Here is a 16,023-nt window from a genome sequence, read left to right as displayed (position 1 = left end):
CGCGAGACCGGGACACGACCGGTACCAGCGGTGGAGACCGCCGAGGTGAAGCTGCTCCTCCGTCTCGGTACGGGGTCCTCTGCCGCGCTGCCGCCCAAGGGAGCGGCGACCGTGCGGACCTGCGGAAATCGACCCATCGACGCCTCGTCACACCGGAAGCCCACAGTCCTGCGCGATCGCCGGAGATCGAACCCGTCGACGCCTGCACGACCACGCCATCACCGTCACCGTCACCGGCTCCACGAACGACCTCATCCCGCTCGATGCCGGATAGAGCGAGATCGGCAGGGCGCGACGTTGCTGGGATTCGGCCGAACCGTGCTGTTCCGGCTGCGGCTACGCCCCGAGTTGTCCTTGGCCGAGATCGGGGAGCTGATTCGGCGGGCACCCGAGCCGCAGGCGCCCGAATGGACGAACAGGCCCTGACCGGACTGAAGTTCTCCGCGGCGCTGCCGCCAGAACTCGCGGCGGCCACCGTCGCGGAACGCCTCGTGGATGCCGAAGGCTGCGCAGCGGTACTCGCGCAGCCTCGGGTCTTCGCGGGGTGAAAGCCGTCAACCGGTGCGGCGTTGTGCCGATCGGGTCAGCCTCCGACGACCGGCGGAGCCACCTGTCGTCCGTCGCCGAAGAGGTCTTCGCTCTCGACCAGGTAGCTGGCGCGCTCGTGTTCCAGCTCCATGCCGCCGCCACCGTCGCCGTCGCCGCTGTTTCCGGTGGGACGACCGGCCGGCATCCCGCCGCCCGTCGGGGCGGGTCCGCCGCCCGTCGGGGTGATGCCGGTGGGCCTGCCGCTCTCGGTCGGACTGGCGGAACCGGTCGTGCGGCGGGGTGCGAGGTTGCCGCCGGTGTCGGAATGGGTCCGGCCGCGACCGAAAGCGCCCGCTCCTGCGCTGGACCCGGCGCCGCCGGACACGAACCTCGGTTGCCCGCCGCCAGCGGCTCGCTCGGCCGGGATCCCGCTCGGCGACACCGGAATCCCTGCATCGCCGGGGAGGCTTCGGACACCGCCTGCAACGGAGGACGGCTGCACGCTGGGCTCGTCGTCGGCGTTCGGCAGGGTGGGGACGGCCTCGCTCACCCGATACTCGACGGCGGGCGGCGGATCGAACACCGGGAAGCTTCGCAGCTGCTCGTTGGAGGCGTCCTGATAGGCATACATCGCCGATCGAGCAGCGCGGTTCTCGTCCTCGTAGTGTTCCACCCGGTCGCCGTGCCCGGTCCAGCTCGATGGCAGGACGTTCTCGAAGCCCTCCTTCGCGGGCGGTCCGGGGGCCGGGTTCAACGGCGCGGCCCGGCGAACCACCTTGTGGCTCAGCCCCTGACCGCTGACGGCGCTGCCGATGGCCAATGCCTGTTCTTTAGCCTGCCTGGTGAACTCGGCCAGCGGTGTGACCGCATTCTGCGAGGCATCCGCCGCGAGTCCGCTATGCGCCGCCGCAGCCTTCTTGATGGCGGCATCCAGGTACTCACCGATGTACTCGAAATCGTAGGCGACCTCGACCCATTCGCGCCAAGCCTTACCGAAATCCCCGCCATAGCCGACAGCGTCCAGCTGATTTCGAAGTTCATAAGCTGTCCGGTTCTCGAAGCTCGCAGCCGTGGTCCGCAAGCGCTCGGTCAAGCCAGGCATGAATCCCCCGATCAAATGGAACGGTTGACATTCTCCGGCTGGCTGTCACGGTGGCCAGTTGCCTATCGAACAGCCGTTTCGACTCATCTGAGGTGTGTTAGGGCCACGGCGACGGGCGCCGGGGCGCACTGAGGATCGGTGCCGCTCATCGCGGTAGCACACTCAGCAGGGTTACGGAGATCGATTCTCCGATACCGCCCAGGATGAACTCTGCGGCGTGTCGGTGCCCGGGAGATCGTAATCCGGAATCTGGTTGACCTCTTCGAGATCGAGGTACTCGGCCAGCATCTCCTTGAACTGTTCGATCGTCTTCCCGAGGGCCGCCAATAGAGCCTCTTGCGTGCTGCTGAGCGAGTCGATCATCGGGTCGCTCGCCAACCGATTCAACTGTTCGGCCGCGTTCATACTGACTTCGTCCGAACCGTTCCCCGGTTTGTTCGCGCTCAAGTCCAGTACCCGGTTGCGCAATGCACTGGCCGCCGCGTACGCCTCCTCCAGGTCCGCGATCGCCTGGGGAAGCTTTTCGGGATCAATCTCGTACGTGTCCGACACCCCGCCCCCTGTCTTGCTCGGGCAGCCCCCACCACCCTCACGCTGGGCAACAGTTTAACGACCCAGTGCAGTTTATGTCCCTCGATCAGGTGGGTGAACCCTGGAAATGATCGACGCACGGTGAAGCGACGAGGCGCACAGCACCGTGTCCGTTCAGTCGGGCCTCTGATCGCCCGGCACCGCGCTCGTCCGGCCGGGACCGTCCCCGCCAGGCCAGGCCGCCCTGTTCAGTCGGCCGGTGAGAACACGCAGGTGTTCCAGAAGCTCCGGTGGTTCGCGGACCTCGAACTCGAAACCTAAGGCCGCCACCCAGGCCGCGAGTTGATCGAGGCTGTCCGAACCGATACGCAGCGTGCAGGTCCGTTCGTCGATCGCCTCCACCACCCCGAGGGTGGGCGGCACCTCGTCGCCGACCGCCTCGGCGCAGGCATGCATGGTCAGCACCGCCTGATACCGCCGAACACGGGTGGTGGTGCCGAGGGCGACATGGTCGGCGAGGTCGCCCGGCGGCAGCGGTCTCGGGTCGAAGCGGGGGCCGTTCGGGACACGCAGCGAACACCGGTCCACTCGGAACGTCCGCCAGTCCAATCGCTCGACGTCCCAGGAGAAGAGGTACCAGCGCTGTCCGTTGTGGACCAGGCGATAGGGCTCGACCTCGCGGAACGTCGACGTTCCCCCGTAGGAGACGTAGTCGAGTCGGAGTCGCTCGCGGTCCCGCACCGCCGAGGCGATCGCCGTCAAGGTCGACGAGGCGACGGTGGGGCCGCGCAGCGGCATCGTCACCAGCGCGGCGCTGAGCGTGTTGACCTGACGTCGCAATCGGGACGGCAGCAACCCGTCCAGCTTGGCCAGGGCCTGCGCCGAGCTCTCGGCGATGCCCGTGATCGCCCCCACCGACGCCATCCGCAGCCCGACCGCGATGGCCACCGCCTCGTCTTCGCCGAGCAACAGCGGCGGCAGCGTCGCCCCGAAGGCCAGCTGATAGCCACCGCCGACGCCGCCGATGGCGTTGACGGAATAGCCCAGCGTGCGAAGTTTGTCGACGTCGCGGCGCACCGTCCTGGGACTCACCCCGAGCCGCTGCGACAACTCCGAACCGGCGAATTCCCGACCGCTCTGCAACAGGTCCAGCAGGCGCAGCAGCCGAGCCGAGGTCTCCAACATGCGGCCAGTCTGACCGGGATCGAGGCCGGAAACCGACCGCGAACCGGCTTAGCGTCCCCGCCATGATCGAACACACCACCCTGACCGTCCTCGTCACCGGTGCCACCGGCAACGTCGGACGTCCCCTGGTCGAAGCGCTGTTGGCCGACGGGCACCGAGTCCGCGCCCTCACCCGCGATCCCGCGCGAGCCGACCTGCCCGAGGGCGCCGAGGCGATGGCGGGCAACCTGGCCGACGGCACCGGCCTGGCAGCGGCCTTCGACGGCGTCGATGCCATCCACCTGATCACCTTCGATGGCGCGGACTACTCCCCGCTCACCAATGGTGCCGAGATCGTCGCGTTGGCCGAACAGGCGGGCGTCCGACGGGTGACTGTATTGAAGGGCGACCTCGCGGCAGGCCCGCTGGAGAAGGCCGTCGAGGCGAGCGGGCTGGACTGGACCCACCTGGCACCGGGTGAGTTCATGTCCAATGCACTGGAATGGGCGGAATCGGTGCGTGCCGAGGGCGTCGTCCGCGATGGCTTCCCCGAATCGTTGAGCGCGATGGTCCACGACGCCGACATCGCCGCCGTGGCCGCGGTGGCGCTGACCGCAGGCGGCAGGCAGCGCAACGAACACGCCGGGCGGACGTACCTGCTGAGCGGGCCAGAGGTACTGACGCCACCCGAGAAGGTCCGCACGATCGCCGAGGCGCTCGGCCGCGAGGTCCGCTTCGTCGAGCTGAGTACCCCCGAGATCGTCGCCGCCTGGCGGCAGAGCGGCTTCTCCGACTCCGACATCGAGTTCTTCCTGGCGGTGCGTACCGAGACTCCGGAATCGGGTCGCACCGTGCTGCCCACCGTCGAACAGGTCACCGGCAGGCCCGCCCGGACCTTCGCCCAGTGGGTTCGGGAGAACGCGGCGGCGTTCGGCGGCTGACCACGCGACCGCATCAGCCGGAGCACGCCTCGGGGCAGCAGCACAGAACCGGTCGGGTCCACGATGGACCCGACCGACCCGAAGCCCGCCATCCGCAGCGAAGATCATCGTCATCCTCCGCGCCACTGCCGTGACCACACACCACAGTGGCCGATTACCGCACCGCCCGAAGCCGAACAACCGGTACCGTCAGCGTGACGACATCACCCGAGAGCACTACCATGCAGCCGACCCTTGACCAGCTTGTAGCACCTGCGTGATCATTGTTCGGCCGAACGGGTGGTAGACCGACCGGCAGGCCCGGCCCTGTCTTCATCGACGCCCGCCGGCCCTGCTCACCGAGCAGTCCGCGCCCCATCGCGATCGGCTCACGGCTTTCGAGGATGACCTCATTGCTCAACCGACGGAACGACCCTGCCTTACGCGACAAGGTGTCCCGCCTGATGGCGTTCATGCGCCGTCTGTCCATCGCACGGTCCCGACCGGCTCGACATGTCGATAGGCATCCGAAGTCGTTGTGGCTCGCGGAGATCCGTGACATCGCCGAGATCGCGCAACCAGTCGCCCCCGGCGAGGTACTCCTGCGCGTACCCAATGCGCCGCAGCAGCCGGAACCCGCGACGCCCGAGGAACTCGAGGGCTGGATTCACCGACCGGCAGGCGAGGGAATGTTGCCTGCCGAGCCGACGCTGAACACCCAGGCGATGCTGCCCGGCTCCGAGACACTCGTCCCGATCTCGCAGGCCCCCGACGTCCCCTCCGCCTATGTGCGGTGGTTGGAACGCACCTGGCGGCCTTGGGCGAGCAACGAGGCAGTCCGTCAACTCCACATCCGGCTGTTCGAGATGCACCGGCTGGGCGCCGATCAACCCGAGTCGATCGAACTGGTCCTGGCGGGCGGGCTGTTGCAGCTGCCGGACCCGGACGACGACTCCTCGTTGCGCATCCATCTGTTGAGCCAGCCGATCCGCATCGAGCGCGACGCCGACAGCGGCGATCTGGTCTGCACACTCGACGTCGAGGCCCGGGTGCGGTTGGAGGCCGACGAGGTCCTGCACGGCGAACGCTGGTTCGATCAAACCGCCGACCCGGTGCTGCGTCACCGCCTCGTCGAGGACGTCGGTTCGGTGCTGGATCCGTTGATTCCGGAGTTCCTGCGGGCATGGGCCGGTCGGGCCGCGCAGATCGATATCGCCGTCGACGCCGAATGGGCGCCGACCGAGGGCGACCAACCGCTGTTGTCCCTGGCACCCGCGCTGCTGGCCCGCAGACGGGGCGCGTTCGCCCTGCAGCAGTACTACCACCGCATCACGCAGGCCATCGCGGAGCCGTCGACGCCGATTCCGCTGGGACTGGCCCAGCTGATCGAGCCGATCGAGACCGACGATCGGGTGACCTGGTTCGGCGAGTCGACGGAACCCGTCGCCGATCCGGTCGAGGAGCCGCTGTTCCCGCTCCCCGCCAACGCCGAACAACGCAAGATCATCGATGCGCTGTCCAGCGACGACGGCGTCGTCGTGGAGGGCCCACCGGGAACCGGGAAGACCCACACGATCGCCAACCTGGTGAGCGCGCTGCTGGCCAGGGGCCAGCGGGTCCTGGTCACCAGTGAGAAGAACCAGGCCCTGCGGGTGCTGCGGGACAAGCTTCCCCCGGAGATCCAGGATCTCTGCGTCGCGCTGACCGGTGACAACGTCAAGGGCGACGCGGCGTTCGATCGCAGTGTCAGCACGATCGCAGGCCGCAAGAGCGACCACGATCCTCGGGAGACCTCGCGGCAGATCGAGGAGCTGACCTTCCTGCGGGAGGCGCTGCGTCGCCATCGCGCCGACCTGCTCGAACGAATCCGGGAACTGCGGGAGTCGGAACTCGTCGAGCATCCCGAGGTGGCCCCCGGTTATCGCGGCACCCTCGCCGCGATCGCCAGGAGATTGACCAACGACCCCGAGGAGATCCGTTGGATCCCGGGACCGGTCGAGGGCCCGCCGCCGCTGAACGCGGGCGAACTGCGCGAGCTGATCGATCTGCTCGCCCACACCGATCCGGCGCGGGAATCCCGTCGCATGCACCAGTTCCCGCCTGCGGAGCTACTGCTCGCCGATTCGCGGGTCGCGGAGTTATCGGATCTGGTCGCGATCGGCCGCGCCGCCCGGACCGGCGAGGCGGGCACCCTGGTCGAGACGCTGGGCACGCTGGACGACGATCGCTTGGACCGGCTCGGACCGGTCTGCGAGCGGGTGATGGACGCCTGGGCCGAGTTGGATCGGTTGCCCGTCGACCGGGAATGGGCGTTGTCGCAGGTCGATCCGCTGCTCAGTGAGAAGTCGCTACACGGCTGGGAACGCGCCGTCGAGCGGTTGTCGTTGGTGGAGAAGGCCGAGGAGGCCGAGCGGCGGCTGGACTTCGTTCCGGTGCAGATCTCCGAGAGCGTCGATCCGTTCACCGCGGGACCCGCTTTCGAACGCTGGGCGGAGCACCTCGGGGCGGGGAACCGGCCCAAGCGGCTGCTGCGCAGCAGCGAGCAGAAGACCGTCGAGCAGTACGCCGAATCGGTGCTGGTCAAGGGCGAGCCGGTGTCGGATGCGCGCACTGCGGGGATCGCAGCCGCCTACCTGCGGATGGTCGCGATCGCGCGGGACATCGCCGCCGCGTTCGCCCCGACCGGGATCACCGTGGTGGTCCCGGCCGAACCGGGGGCCGCCGTGCAGCGGCTGATCCATCTGCGGACGGCGTGCGCGAAGTTGCGCGCGTTGTTGTCGGCACGCGACGCGCTCGTCGAGCTGCTCGAAGGCATCCCGGTGGCCCGTAGGCCCCGGTTGGACAGCCTCGCGGGCCTGCGGCGGACCTGCGACACGGTCATGGCGGTGGCGGAGCATCGACGGGGTGTCGGTGCGCGACGCGAGTTGGAGGCGGCCGCCGAGCGGTTGGCTGCGGCGGTCCCCGCCGAGCATCGACCGCCGGAGTTGACCCGGCTGGGTCTGGCGATGATCGAGGTCGACGCCGAGCGGTACGCCGAGGCCCGCCGAGACCTGTCGATGGCGCGTGAGCAGCAGGCCGCCCAGCTTCGGAGCGACATGTTGTCGCAGCGGTTGCGCGAGTCCGCCCCGGTGTTGTTCACCAGGCTGCGCGAGACACCGCGCGACGACGCGTGGACCGGCAGGCTGGCCTATTGGGAGGCCGCCTGGGCGCGGGCCTGTGCCGACAGTTGGGTCGATCGGCAGGTCGAGCCGGGTCGGGAGGCCGAGCTGGAGGAGGCGCTGACCGCCGCCGACCAGGATCTGGTGCTGGTGACCACCCGGTTGGTGGCCGTGCGGGCGTGGCAGGCGTGTCTCGATCGGATGACCGAGGAACAGGCCCAGGCACTTCGCTCCTATCGATCGGCGATGAGCAATCTCGGGAAGGGCACCGGGAAGTACGCGGCGCGCTATCGCCAGTCGGCACGGGAGGCGATGCGGATCGCACAGGACGCCGTTCCCGCGTGGGTGATGCCGATCCGCCAGGTGCTCGACTCGGTGCCGCCGCAGCCCGACGCCTTCGACGTGGTGATCATCGACGAGGCGAGTCAGGTCAGTATCACCAGTCTGTTCCTGCTGTGGTTGGCGCCCAGGGTGATCGTGGTCGGAGACGATCGGCAGTGCACGCCGTCGGAGGTCAGTGGCGGGGCGCTCGACGCCGTGTTCGACCGGCTCGATGCCGAACTCCCGGATCTGCCGCACTACCTGCGCACCGAGTTCACCCCGCAGTCCAGCGCGTTCTCGCTGCTACGGACCAGGTTCAGCCAGGTGATCCGCCTCCGGGAGCATTTCCGGAGCATGCCCGAGATCGTCAACTGGTCGTCGAACGAGTTCTACTCGGATGCGCCGCTGGAGCCGGTGCGGCAGTTCGGCGCGGATCGACTCCCGCCGCTGCGGTCCACCCACGTCGAGGACGGTTACGTCGAAGGCACCGGACTGCGGTTGACCAATCCGCCGGAGGCTTCAGCCATCGTGGACTCGGTGGTGGCGTGCCTGGCGGATCCGGCCTACGCGGATCGGACCTTCGGTGTGATCACGCTGCAGGGACACGCCCAGGCGGAGCTGATCAACTCGATGCTGCTGGACCGGGTGAGCACCGAGGAGTTCGAACGGTCGAGTCTGCGGGTGGGAACGCCGCCGGACTTCCAGGGCGACGAGCGGCATGTCGTGTGGCTGTCCATGGTGGTCGCCCCCGACCAGCGCTTCAAGGCGTTGAGCCGCCGCGAGTTCCAGCAGCGGTTCAACGTGGCCGCGACCAGGGCGCAGGACCAGCTGTGGCTGTTCCACTCGGTGGACATCGGTCGATTGCGCGAGGGCGACCTGCGTCGATCGCTGCTGACCTATGTGGAGTCCACCGGGTCCGTTCCGGTGCCGATGATGCTCACCGGGGTGGATCGGACCGACCGGCATCAGGCCTTCGATTCGCTGTTCGAGCAGCGGGTGTTCCTCGATATCGCGGCGCGCGGTTTCCACGTCGAGCCGCAGGTGGAGAGCAACGGCCGTCGGATCGACCTGGTGGTGACGGGGCTGGCGGGCAGGCTGGCCGTGGAGTGCGATGGCGACGCGTTCCGCTCGACGCCGGAACAACGCCGGATCGACCTGCACCGCGAGCAGGAGCTCAAGCGCTGCGGTTGGCGGTTCTGGCGGGTGCGGGAGTCGAACTACCACCGTGATCCGGCGGCGGCGTTGCGTCCGCTGTGGGCCCGGTTGAAGCAGCTGGGCATCGAGCCCTTCGAGGGAGCGGGAGCGGGCGGCGCCCAGGCGTGGGCCGAGGTGCAGGAAGCCGAGGCCGCAGCCGAGGCGGCTCGGGCCGCGCAGGCGGCTCAAGCAGCTCAGGCCGCCCAGGCAGCGCAGGCCGCTCAGGCCAGGGCGGCCGAACCGTCGCCCGCAGCCGAGTCTGGACCGCAGCCGGAGACCGATCCGCCGGATCAGGACGAGGCGAATCGGACCGATGGTGTCGGCACGGCGTCGGCGCGGACCGGCGCTGCCGCCGGCCGGCCGAGGCAGCGACGGACCACCACGAGCACGAACCCCAGCACGCCGGAGGATCTGGACAGCTGGGAGATGGAGATCGGCGAGCCGCCCCGCGTGGTGGAGGGCCAGGTGGTGGACAGCAGGGTCATCGACGCGGATCGGGTCTGACCGGTCTGCGTACCGCCCGCCACCCGTGTGCTGCCGGTGGCGGGCCGCTGTCGGGCCGGACCGGGTAGCCGTCCGGTCCCCTCGGCGAAGTCTCGATCAGCGGTGCAACAGGCCGCGCAGGACGTCGCGTAGTCCCGCCGCCAGCTGCGCGCGCTCCGGTGTCCGATCGCGACCTCGGCCGCCGGTGAAGTAGAAGAGCGTGCCGTCGCACCAGGCGAGCAGGACGTCGGTGTGTCGGTCGGGCTCGGTCGATCCGGCGGCCACGATGATGTGCCGGGCGGCCGTCCTGATCCGATCGCTGCTGCGGTCGTAGAGCTCCCGTAGTTCGGGGCTTCTGGTCGCCTCCAGGGCGAATTCGAAGCGCGCCAGCGTCCACACCCGATCGGCGACGATCAAGCCGTGGAGGAACTCCGCGGCGGCCTCGCTCACGGCGTCCAGATCGGCGTGGTCCACGGTGTCGAGCCGGGTCTGTTGTTCGCCGATCTCCCGTTCGACCAAGCGCGTCATGGTCATCTCGAGCAGTCGCGATCGGGTTCGGGCGTAGTAGGACGTCGACCCGGGTGGCAGTGCTGCCTCGGTGTCGACGGCCCGGTGCGTCAGCCCGCGCATCCCATGCTGGGCGAGCAGGCGGACGGCGGCGGCCGTGATCACCTCGATCCGGCTCGATCCTGTCGTCTCCACCCGCGACACAGTACCGGCACTCTACTTCTGTAGAGTCAAAACTCTACGGATGTAGAGGAGTGGTCATGGGACGACGAGGACACGCGGTGGTCGTCGGCGGCGGCATCGGCGGGCTGAGTGCCGCCATCGGCCTTCGACGTATCGGTTGGCGGGTCACGGTGCTCGAACGCTCGCCGAGATTCAGCGAGATCGGGGCCGGGCTGACGTTATGGCCCAATGCCCTGCGCGCCCTACGCGAGCTGGGCCTGGGCGCCCCCTTCGAGGATGCGATCGCGAAGCAGGGCCCGGGCGGTGCTCGGGCCGCCAACGGTCGCCGCTTGAGCAGCTGGGACGGCCCCGGCCGAGCCGAGGCCCTCGGCGGACCGGTACTCGGAGTGCATCGCGGCGACCTCCACCAGCTGCTCGCCGATGCGCTGCCCGCCACGACCTTCCGATTCGGGGCCCAGGTCCAGGATGTCTCGAACGCCACCGCCCCGGCGATCGCCGGACACGAGGACCTGGGCGACATCGATGTGCTCATCGGCGCCGACGGCATGAACAGCCGGGTCCGCAGGCAGCTCTGGCCACAACACCCGCAGCCCGCCTACAGCGGGTGGACGGCCTGGCGCGGCGTCAGCAGCCCCGCCGAGGACGTCGAGATGACCGTCAGCATCGGACGCGGGGCCGAGTTCGGCACGATCCCATTGGGCGACGGCCGGGTCTGTTGGTATGCCGCCGAGCTCGCCCCGGCGGGTCGACGATTCGCCGACGAGAAGAGCACGGTGCAGAACCGGTTCGCCGACTGGCATGCCCCGATCCCCTCGGTCATCGCCGCCACCCCCGCCCGGGAGGTGCTCCACCACGACATCGCCTTCCTCGGCCGACCGCTCAGCTCCTACGTGCGGGGTCGGGTAGCGCTGCTCGGCGACGCCGCTCACGCCATGACGCCGCATCTGGGGCAGGGGGCCTGTCAGGCGATCGAGGACGCCGTCGTGCTGGCCTCGGTGTTGTCCCGAGTCACCGATGTCGAGGATCCGCAGGCCGTGACCACGGCCCTGGCCGACTACGACCGGCTCCGCCTGCCGAGGACCCAGGCCGTCGCCCGGGCGTCGCGAGCACTCGGCCGCTTCGGGATGGGAATCCGGAATCCGGCGGTCGCGGCGCTGCGAGACACGGCGATGAGCCTCGTGCCGAATCGGCTCTCCCTGCGGTCCATGGGGCGGTTCGCCTCGTGGACACCTCCGCGAGTGCCCGACCGCGCCACCGACTGACCACCGTCGCCGGCCGGCCCCGGGCTGCTCGACCGGGGGTCGCCCCATCCGGGGCCGAGTTTCACCGCTTCGACGGAAAAGGTCATCCCGACATCGGCCGCCCCCGACCCTCGACACCGTGGGAGCCGAGTACGGAATCCACCAGGGACCTCCGGTTGATTCGGGTCGACTACCTGCGTCGATGCCGGAGCTGCGGCGGGTCTGTCGTCCGACGGACGGACGGTCGGACCCGCCGAGCGGCAGTGCAAGCCGAAGATGAGACCGGCTCCCGACCTCAGAGCGCGACTCGACTTACCCGGCGCCACAGTAACCCCATGAGACGACGGTCCCTGTTCGTCGGAGCGCTGATCACGCTGGTAGTCGCCGGCTTTCAGGCTCCGCCCGCCATCGCGCAACCGCCCATCGACGACTCGGTGGATATCCGGGTGAGCTCCACCGGAATCACCACCGCGCCCGACACGCTGCCAGCCGGCAACGCGACCCTGAACATCAGCACGGACGACCCGGAGGGCACCTGGTTGCACCTGATCCGGCTGAATCGCGGCGAATCGCTGGAGGACTACCTGGCGAACCTGCGGACCGCCTACGGCGACGACGACGAGGCCGGCCTCGAAGCCCGTCGCGCCATGGCCGAGTCGGTCCAGCTGTTGGGCGGGGCGATCGTCGAGGACATCCCCGTGACGGTGGACATGGTGGTGATGCCGGGCAGGCACTACCTGGTGGATGTGCAGGATGCCACCGAGCCCGACCTCGCCGAGCGGGTGCGTCCGGTCGACGTGGGCTGGACCGCCGCAAGCCTGCCGAGTGCGCTGGCGAACATCGGGCCCGACAGCCGTCCGGCCGAGGTCGCGGTCGGGTCGCCGCATTCCGGTCGGCACGCCGCCATGCAGCCACCGGGCGTCGACACGACCGACCTCGACCCGCTGTCGACCTCGACCTGGGAGCAGCGGCCCGAGGAGCCGAGCACGGACGCCCGACCGAGCCGACAGCAGATCATCGAGATCGCCGGGGACCACGGCATCGTCTTCTCCCAGCAGTGGGAGTGGAAGTGGGAGGCGGGCGAACTGGTCCAGTCCGGCGAGGTCCAGTCCTCCGATGCGCAGACCGCGTCCAGCGCGCTGATCACCATCGCCGACACCCCGGAGGGAACCCGGTTCCAGGTGACCGGGCAACCGACCTCCGGCAGGCCGATCGTGCTGATGAACTGGTCGGGGCAGCACAACGAGGCGATCCTCGCGCCGGTCCGCCCCGGCACGACCCCGGAGGACCTCGACCGGTTCTTCCAGAGCATCGGCGGCGGCGCCCAGGCCGAGCAGGTCGATTCGCCGTTCATCGGCTCGGGCAACGGGTCCGCACCGATCTCCCCCGGACGCATCATGACCTTCACCGCCGACTATCCGCCCGGCGAGTACGCGGTGATCAGCTACGTGGAGAACCTGGAGACCGGCGTGATGTCCTCCGCCGAGGGCACGCACGCGTTGATCACCATCGCCCCGCCGGTCACCCAGTCCCTCCCGGAGGACTCCATCGTGGACAGCGAGGAATCCTCGGTGTCCACGGAGGTCGAACCGTCCTGATCCCTCCTCCGGTGCTCCGCCACGGGCGCGCCGAGCCCCTCGCGCGCGACCCGTGAAGAGCCAGCCGGTACCCCTATGCCAGCCCGACGAGGATGCCCTCGTGCCGCTCAGCGGTGCGGGGGCATTCCCTTTGCCGCAGTTGGCGAGCGACTCCGGCCAAGACCATCCCCCATGTCGGTGATCGGTTCTAGTCTGCGGTCACACAGCGCATGTGCGGCCCCTCCGGCCTCGCAGGCACCGGGACCCATGAGGGAGCGTCAGCAATGTCCAGCAGCGCCGGCCAGGCCGACCAGATCACCTACCTGGAGTTGTCCGAGGACGCAGGCTCGCACAAGTTCTACGAGGTGCGGGTCACCGGCACCGAGGTGATGATCACCTACGGCCGCATCGGCGAGCGTGGTCAGGTGCGGACGAGTTCGTTCGCCAGTCACGACAAGGCTCTGGCCGCCGCCGCGCGCAAGATCGGAGAGAAGACCAGGAAGGGCTATGCCCCGGCGGTGCGCGGGGTGCGACAGCGGCGAACGGTCACCCGGCGGGAGATCGTCAGCACGAGATCGACAGCACGGCAGGCCCCGGTGCTGTGGCGTTTCGACTCCGGCGCTGCGGCCTTCGGGATCTATGTGGACGATCGGAGCGTCTGGGTAGGCAACCAGTCCGGCGATGTCTACACCCTCGACCACGATGGCACCGTCACTCGCCGGTACGGCCTGCCCGACGGCGTCAAGTGCATCGTCTCCGATGACTTCTGGATCTACGCGGGTTGCGACGACGGCCGGGTCTACGACCTCGGTGGCAAGGTGCCGCACGTCGCCTACGAGATCTCCGAGGACGTCGACATCTACTGGCTGGACATCAACGACGGTGTCCTCGGGGTCTCCGACCGGGCAGGCAGCATCACCACCGTCGACCACGAGGACGAGTTCCAGTGGCGGCGCAACAGCACGGGCAACTACGGCTGGATGGTCCGCTGCGACGACGACGGCGTCTACCACGGCCACGACCGGGGCGTCACGCGCTACGGATCGCGGGACGGCGAGCGGGTGTGGCACACCGACATCGGCGGCCAGGTCCTGTTCGGCTGGCAGGAGCGGACCGAGGTCTTCGCGGGCACCTCGCGGGGCATGGTGCACGCGATCGACAAGCGGGACGGGTCCGAGCGCGCCCGCTACAAGTGCGACACCTCCGTCTACTCGTGTGCGACCTCGCCCGACGGGCGATACGTGTTCGCAGGCGACAGCTCCTCCTCGGTCTACTGCTTCGCCGCCGACGGCACCCGGCTGTGGAAACTGGGCACCGGCTGCGGCTCGGCGTTCTCCATGCAGTACCACGAGGGCCATCTGTACATCGTCACCACTCGGGGCACCCTGGCATGCATCGATGCCTCCGAGAGCGCCATCAGCGACGCCGAGGACGGCAACGTCCCGATGGCCGCGGACATCAAGGCCACCGGGTGGGAACGGGTCACCCCGACGACGCAGATCGAGACCGTGACGGTCACCCAGGCACAGCAGACCGGCGGGATCGAGGTCGAGTGTATCCAGGATGGTTCGCGCACTCGAATCCGCGTGATCACCCCCGGATTCGATCCGACGTGGCGAGTCCAGTTCCCGAAGAACATTCGGGTGCCCGGAGCGCGTTATCTGGTCACCGAGGTACTGCCATCCGAGCGCGGCGGTTTCTACCGCGCCAGGGGCGAGATCCGGCGTTTGCTCTGAGAATCCGAACTCTCCTTCGGCTCATTGGCTCAACGCAATCGTCTCCCTCCCCTCGGCGGTCGATACTGCCGGGGGAGGTAGACCCCGTCGGACACCCGCGCGGGTTGCCTCGGGGCGCCTCGGGTCCTCGGATCGGGAAGCCCGAGGAGTTGCAGTACCGCGTCCTCGAAAGTTCCGTCGAAACTCCATACCACCCGTCCGATTCCGCCCGTAGCGGCGTCCTCTGATCGCCAGGCGGTGGCATCGTCCTCGGATCGGACATGCAACGCATCGATATGGCCGGACCAGCCGAAGGTGGCGACCAAAGTGAACGGAACAGCGTCGTCTCCCGGCGCGCGGGAGAACTGAAATCCACGTTTGAGTAGTTTGTCGAGAAGATCGTCTACCGAGGTCACTGGAAGCTCCGATTTGGTCTTGGGATTCGACGAGGAAAGTCGTTGACTCATCAATTCTCGAGTGCCGACACACGCACGCGCGGAAACAAGACAGGGGTGCGCACTTCGGGGTCGACAACGGATCGACTGTCCCATTCATCCCGCATAACAGCTGGTCACAGACATGACCAGGCTGCAGGAAATCAGGGACGTCGATGCGCCGTCGAACTCCCGGAATACGCTGCTCGTCGGCCGGATTCACCGGCGAAAATGGGCGGCACTCAGCACTGGAGCACCCAACACGCAACGAAGCGCAGGCGGGAGCGACCCGGGTCGAGGACAGTCGAGAACCAGGATCGTCCGGGTCCACAGGATGCCGACAAAGCGGCGAATCGAAGCCGAGGAGTGCACCTGAGACGATCACCGGTTGTAGGACGCCATCGACTCCGATCGCTCTTCAACGCCACGGGACGAAGCGAGAAGGGGACACCAGAGAACGCACGGGTCTTACCGGAAACGAGCAACACAGAGTATGCCCCATACCACAACGGTTGGTCTACACCTTCGAACTAAAAAACACCCAATTCACCGTTTACCTGCGAGATTCAACTCATCGATGCCGGTGACGGCGGCGCGGAAAACCGGCCGGGAAGCGGAATGGGAATGCAGGCAACCCACCCACGCGCGATTGCCTGCCTGCGGCGCCGACTGGCGATGCCACGCGCGTCGAGCACGATCACGGCGGGCGCCGGGCTGGTCGGCAAGGCCCTCCAGCGCGGTCAATAACCGGGTAATACCCCCGCTGGAAAGATCGGCGACGGAGAAGTCACCACCAGTCGAGTCCCCGGTGCCGCAAGAGAGGAACGCGGTCATCGGGAGAAGAGGATGATTCGGTGAATAACTCAATTAGCAGCGCGTTCGTGGCGGAACTGCGGGTCGAGCCCGGTGGAGCGGGGTCCGGGCTCATCGCCACCGCGACGAGCCCGGGCCCACGATTCGACAAC

At 68.5% G+C, this 16,023-nt stretch carries 12 protein-coding genes; 6 read left to right on the top strand and 6 right to left on the bottom strand.

From position 1 onward, the window contains the following. The first annotated feature begins 407 nt into the window (after positions 1-407). Positions 408-548, top strand: coding sequence for a hypothetical protein (locus BKA25_RS06320; protein WP_157421212.1), 141 nt, complete (start codon positions 408-410; stop codon positions 546-548). 35 nt (positions 549-583) lie between these two features. Here the strand turns inward: BKA25_RS06320 and BKA25_RS06315 are convergent, their stop codons facing one another. The 3 genes from BKA25_RS06315 to BKA25_RS06305 all read right to left on the bottom strand — a co-directional run bounded on the left by BKA25_RS06315 (position 584) and on the right by BKA25_RS06305 (position 3,346). After that, positions 584-1,621, bottom strand: a complete 1,038-nt coding sequence (locus tag BKA25_RS06315) for a hypothetical protein (RefSeq protein ID WP_157421213.1) — start codon at positions 1,619-1,621, stop codon at positions 584-586. Positions 1,622-1,801: 180 nt separating this feature from the next. Beyond that, entirely contained in the window at positions 1,802-2,182 is a 381-nt protein-coding gene (locus tag BKA25_RS06310) for a hypothetical protein (RefSeq protein ID WP_069851371.1), read from the bottom strand. A 153-nt stretch (positions 2,183-2,335) separates the two neighbouring features. After that, on the bottom strand, positions 2,336-3,346 hold the full coding sequence (locus BKA25_RS06305) for a helix-turn-helix transcriptional regulator (RefSeq protein ID WP_069851373.1): 1,011 nt from the start codon (positions 3,344-3,346) through the stop codon (positions 2,336-2,338). A 62-nt stretch (positions 3,347-3,408) separates the two neighbouring features. Between BKA25_RS06305 and BKA25_RS06300 the strand changes: the two genes are divergently transcribed. Both BKA25_RS06300 and BKA25_RS06295 read left to right on the top strand, forming a co-directional pair. Continuing rightward, positions 3,409-4,266, top strand: coding sequence for an SDR family oxidoreductase (locus BKA25_RS06300; RefSeq protein ID WP_069851375.1), 858 nt, complete (start codon positions 3,409-3,411; stop codon positions 4,264-4,266). A gap of 443 nt (positions 4,267-4,709) precedes the next feature. After that, positions 4,710-9,422, top strand: a complete 4,713-nt coding sequence (locus BKA25_RS06295; protein WP_172803852.1) for a PDDEXK-like endonuclease domain-containing protein — start codon at positions 4,710-4,712, stop codon at positions 9,420-9,422. A gap of 96 nt (positions 9,423-9,518) precedes the next feature. Here the strand turns inward: BKA25_RS06295 and BKA25_RS06290 are convergent, their stop codons facing one another. Next, positions 9,519-10,103 (bottom strand): TetR/AcrR family transcriptional regulator, encoded by a 585-nt coding sequence (locus BKA25_RS06290; RefSeq protein ID WP_236750353.1) that lies wholly within the window; start codon positions 10,101-10,103, stop codon positions 9,519-9,521. 65 nt (positions 10,104-10,168) lie between these two features. Here BKA25_RS06290 and BKA25_RS06285 point away from each other — a divergent pair, with 65 nt between their 5' ends. From BKA25_RS06285 to BKA25_RS06275, 3 genes are all read left to right on the top strand, one after another. Continuing rightward, positions 10,169-11,353, top strand: coding sequence for an FAD-dependent monooxygenase (locus BKA25_RS06285; RefSeq protein WP_069851379.1), 1,185 nt, complete (start codon positions 10,169-10,171; stop codon positions 11,351-11,353). 314 nt (positions 11,354-11,667) lie between these two features. After that, positions 11,668-12,930, top strand: a complete 1,263-nt coding sequence (locus tag BKA25_RS06280; protein WP_069851381.1) for a hypothetical protein — start codon at positions 11,668-11,670, stop codon at positions 12,928-12,930. Between the two features lie 263 nt (positions 12,931-13,193). Further along, a complete protein-coding gene (locus BKA25_RS06275) occupies positions 13,194-14,645 on the top strand; it encodes a WGR domain-containing protein (RefSeq protein ID WP_069851384.1) in 1,452 nt (483 codons plus the stop codon). Between the two features lie 29 nt (positions 14,646-14,674). Here the strand turns inward: BKA25_RS06275 and BKA25_RS06270 are convergent, their stop codons facing one another. Beyond that, complete coding sequence (locus tag BKA25_RS06270; protein ID WP_069851386.1) at positions 14,675-15,040, bottom strand: hypothetical protein; 366 nt, start codon at positions 15,038-15,040, stop codon at positions 14,675-14,677. A gap of 564 nt (positions 15,041-15,604) precedes the next feature. Beyond that, the gene (locus BKA25_RS06265) at positions 15,605-15,892 is read right to left on the bottom strand and encodes a hypothetical protein (RefSeq protein WP_157421214.1); all 288 of its coding nucleotides are present in this window, start codon (positions 15,890-15,892) and stop codon (positions 15,605-15,607) included. Positions 15,893-16,023 lie beyond the last annotated feature (131 nt).

Source organism: Actinoalloteichus hymeniacidonis, from assembly GCF_014203365.1.
Lineage (GTDB): Bacteria > Actinomycetota > Actinomycetes > Mycobacteriales > Pseudonocardiaceae > Actinoalloteichus_A > Actinoalloteichus_A hymeniacidonis.
This window is presented reverse-complemented; position numbering and strand designations above follow the sequence as displayed.

Bases quoted from the DNA above. Each gene is read 5' to 3' on its own strand.
- BKA25_RS06305 (WP_069851373.1), bottom strand. From the start codon at position 3,346: ATGTTGGAGACCTCGGCTCGGCTGCTGCGCCTGCTGGACCTGTTGCAG.
- BKA25_RS06295 (WP_172803852.1), top strand. From the start codon at position 4,710: ATGGCGTTCATGCGCCGTCTGTCCATCGCACGGTCCCGACCGGCTCGA.
- BKA25_RS06285 (WP_069851379.1), top strand. From the start codon at position 10,169: ATGGGACGACGAGGACACGCGGTGGTCGTCGGCGGCGGCATCGGCGGG.
- BKA25_RS06320 (WP_157421212.1), top strand. From the start codon at position 408: ATGGACGAACAGGCCCTGACCGGACTGAAGTTCTCCGCGGCGCTGCCG.
- BKA25_RS06280 (WP_069851381.1), top strand. From the start codon at position 11,668: ATGAGACGACGGTCCCTGTTCGTCGGAGCGCTGATCACGCTGGTAGTC.
- BKA25_RS06275 (WP_069851384.1), top strand. From the start codon at position 13,194: ATGTCCAGCAGCGCCGGCCAGGCCGACCAGATCACCTACCTGGAGTTG.
- BKA25_RS06300 (WP_069851375.1), top strand. From the start codon at position 3,409: ATGATCGAACACACCACCCTGACCGTCCTCGTCACCGGTGCCACCGGC.
- BKA25_RS06265 (WP_157421214.1), bottom strand. From the start codon at position 15,892: ATGACCGCGTTCCTCTCTTGCGGCACCGGGGACTCGACTGGTGGTGAC.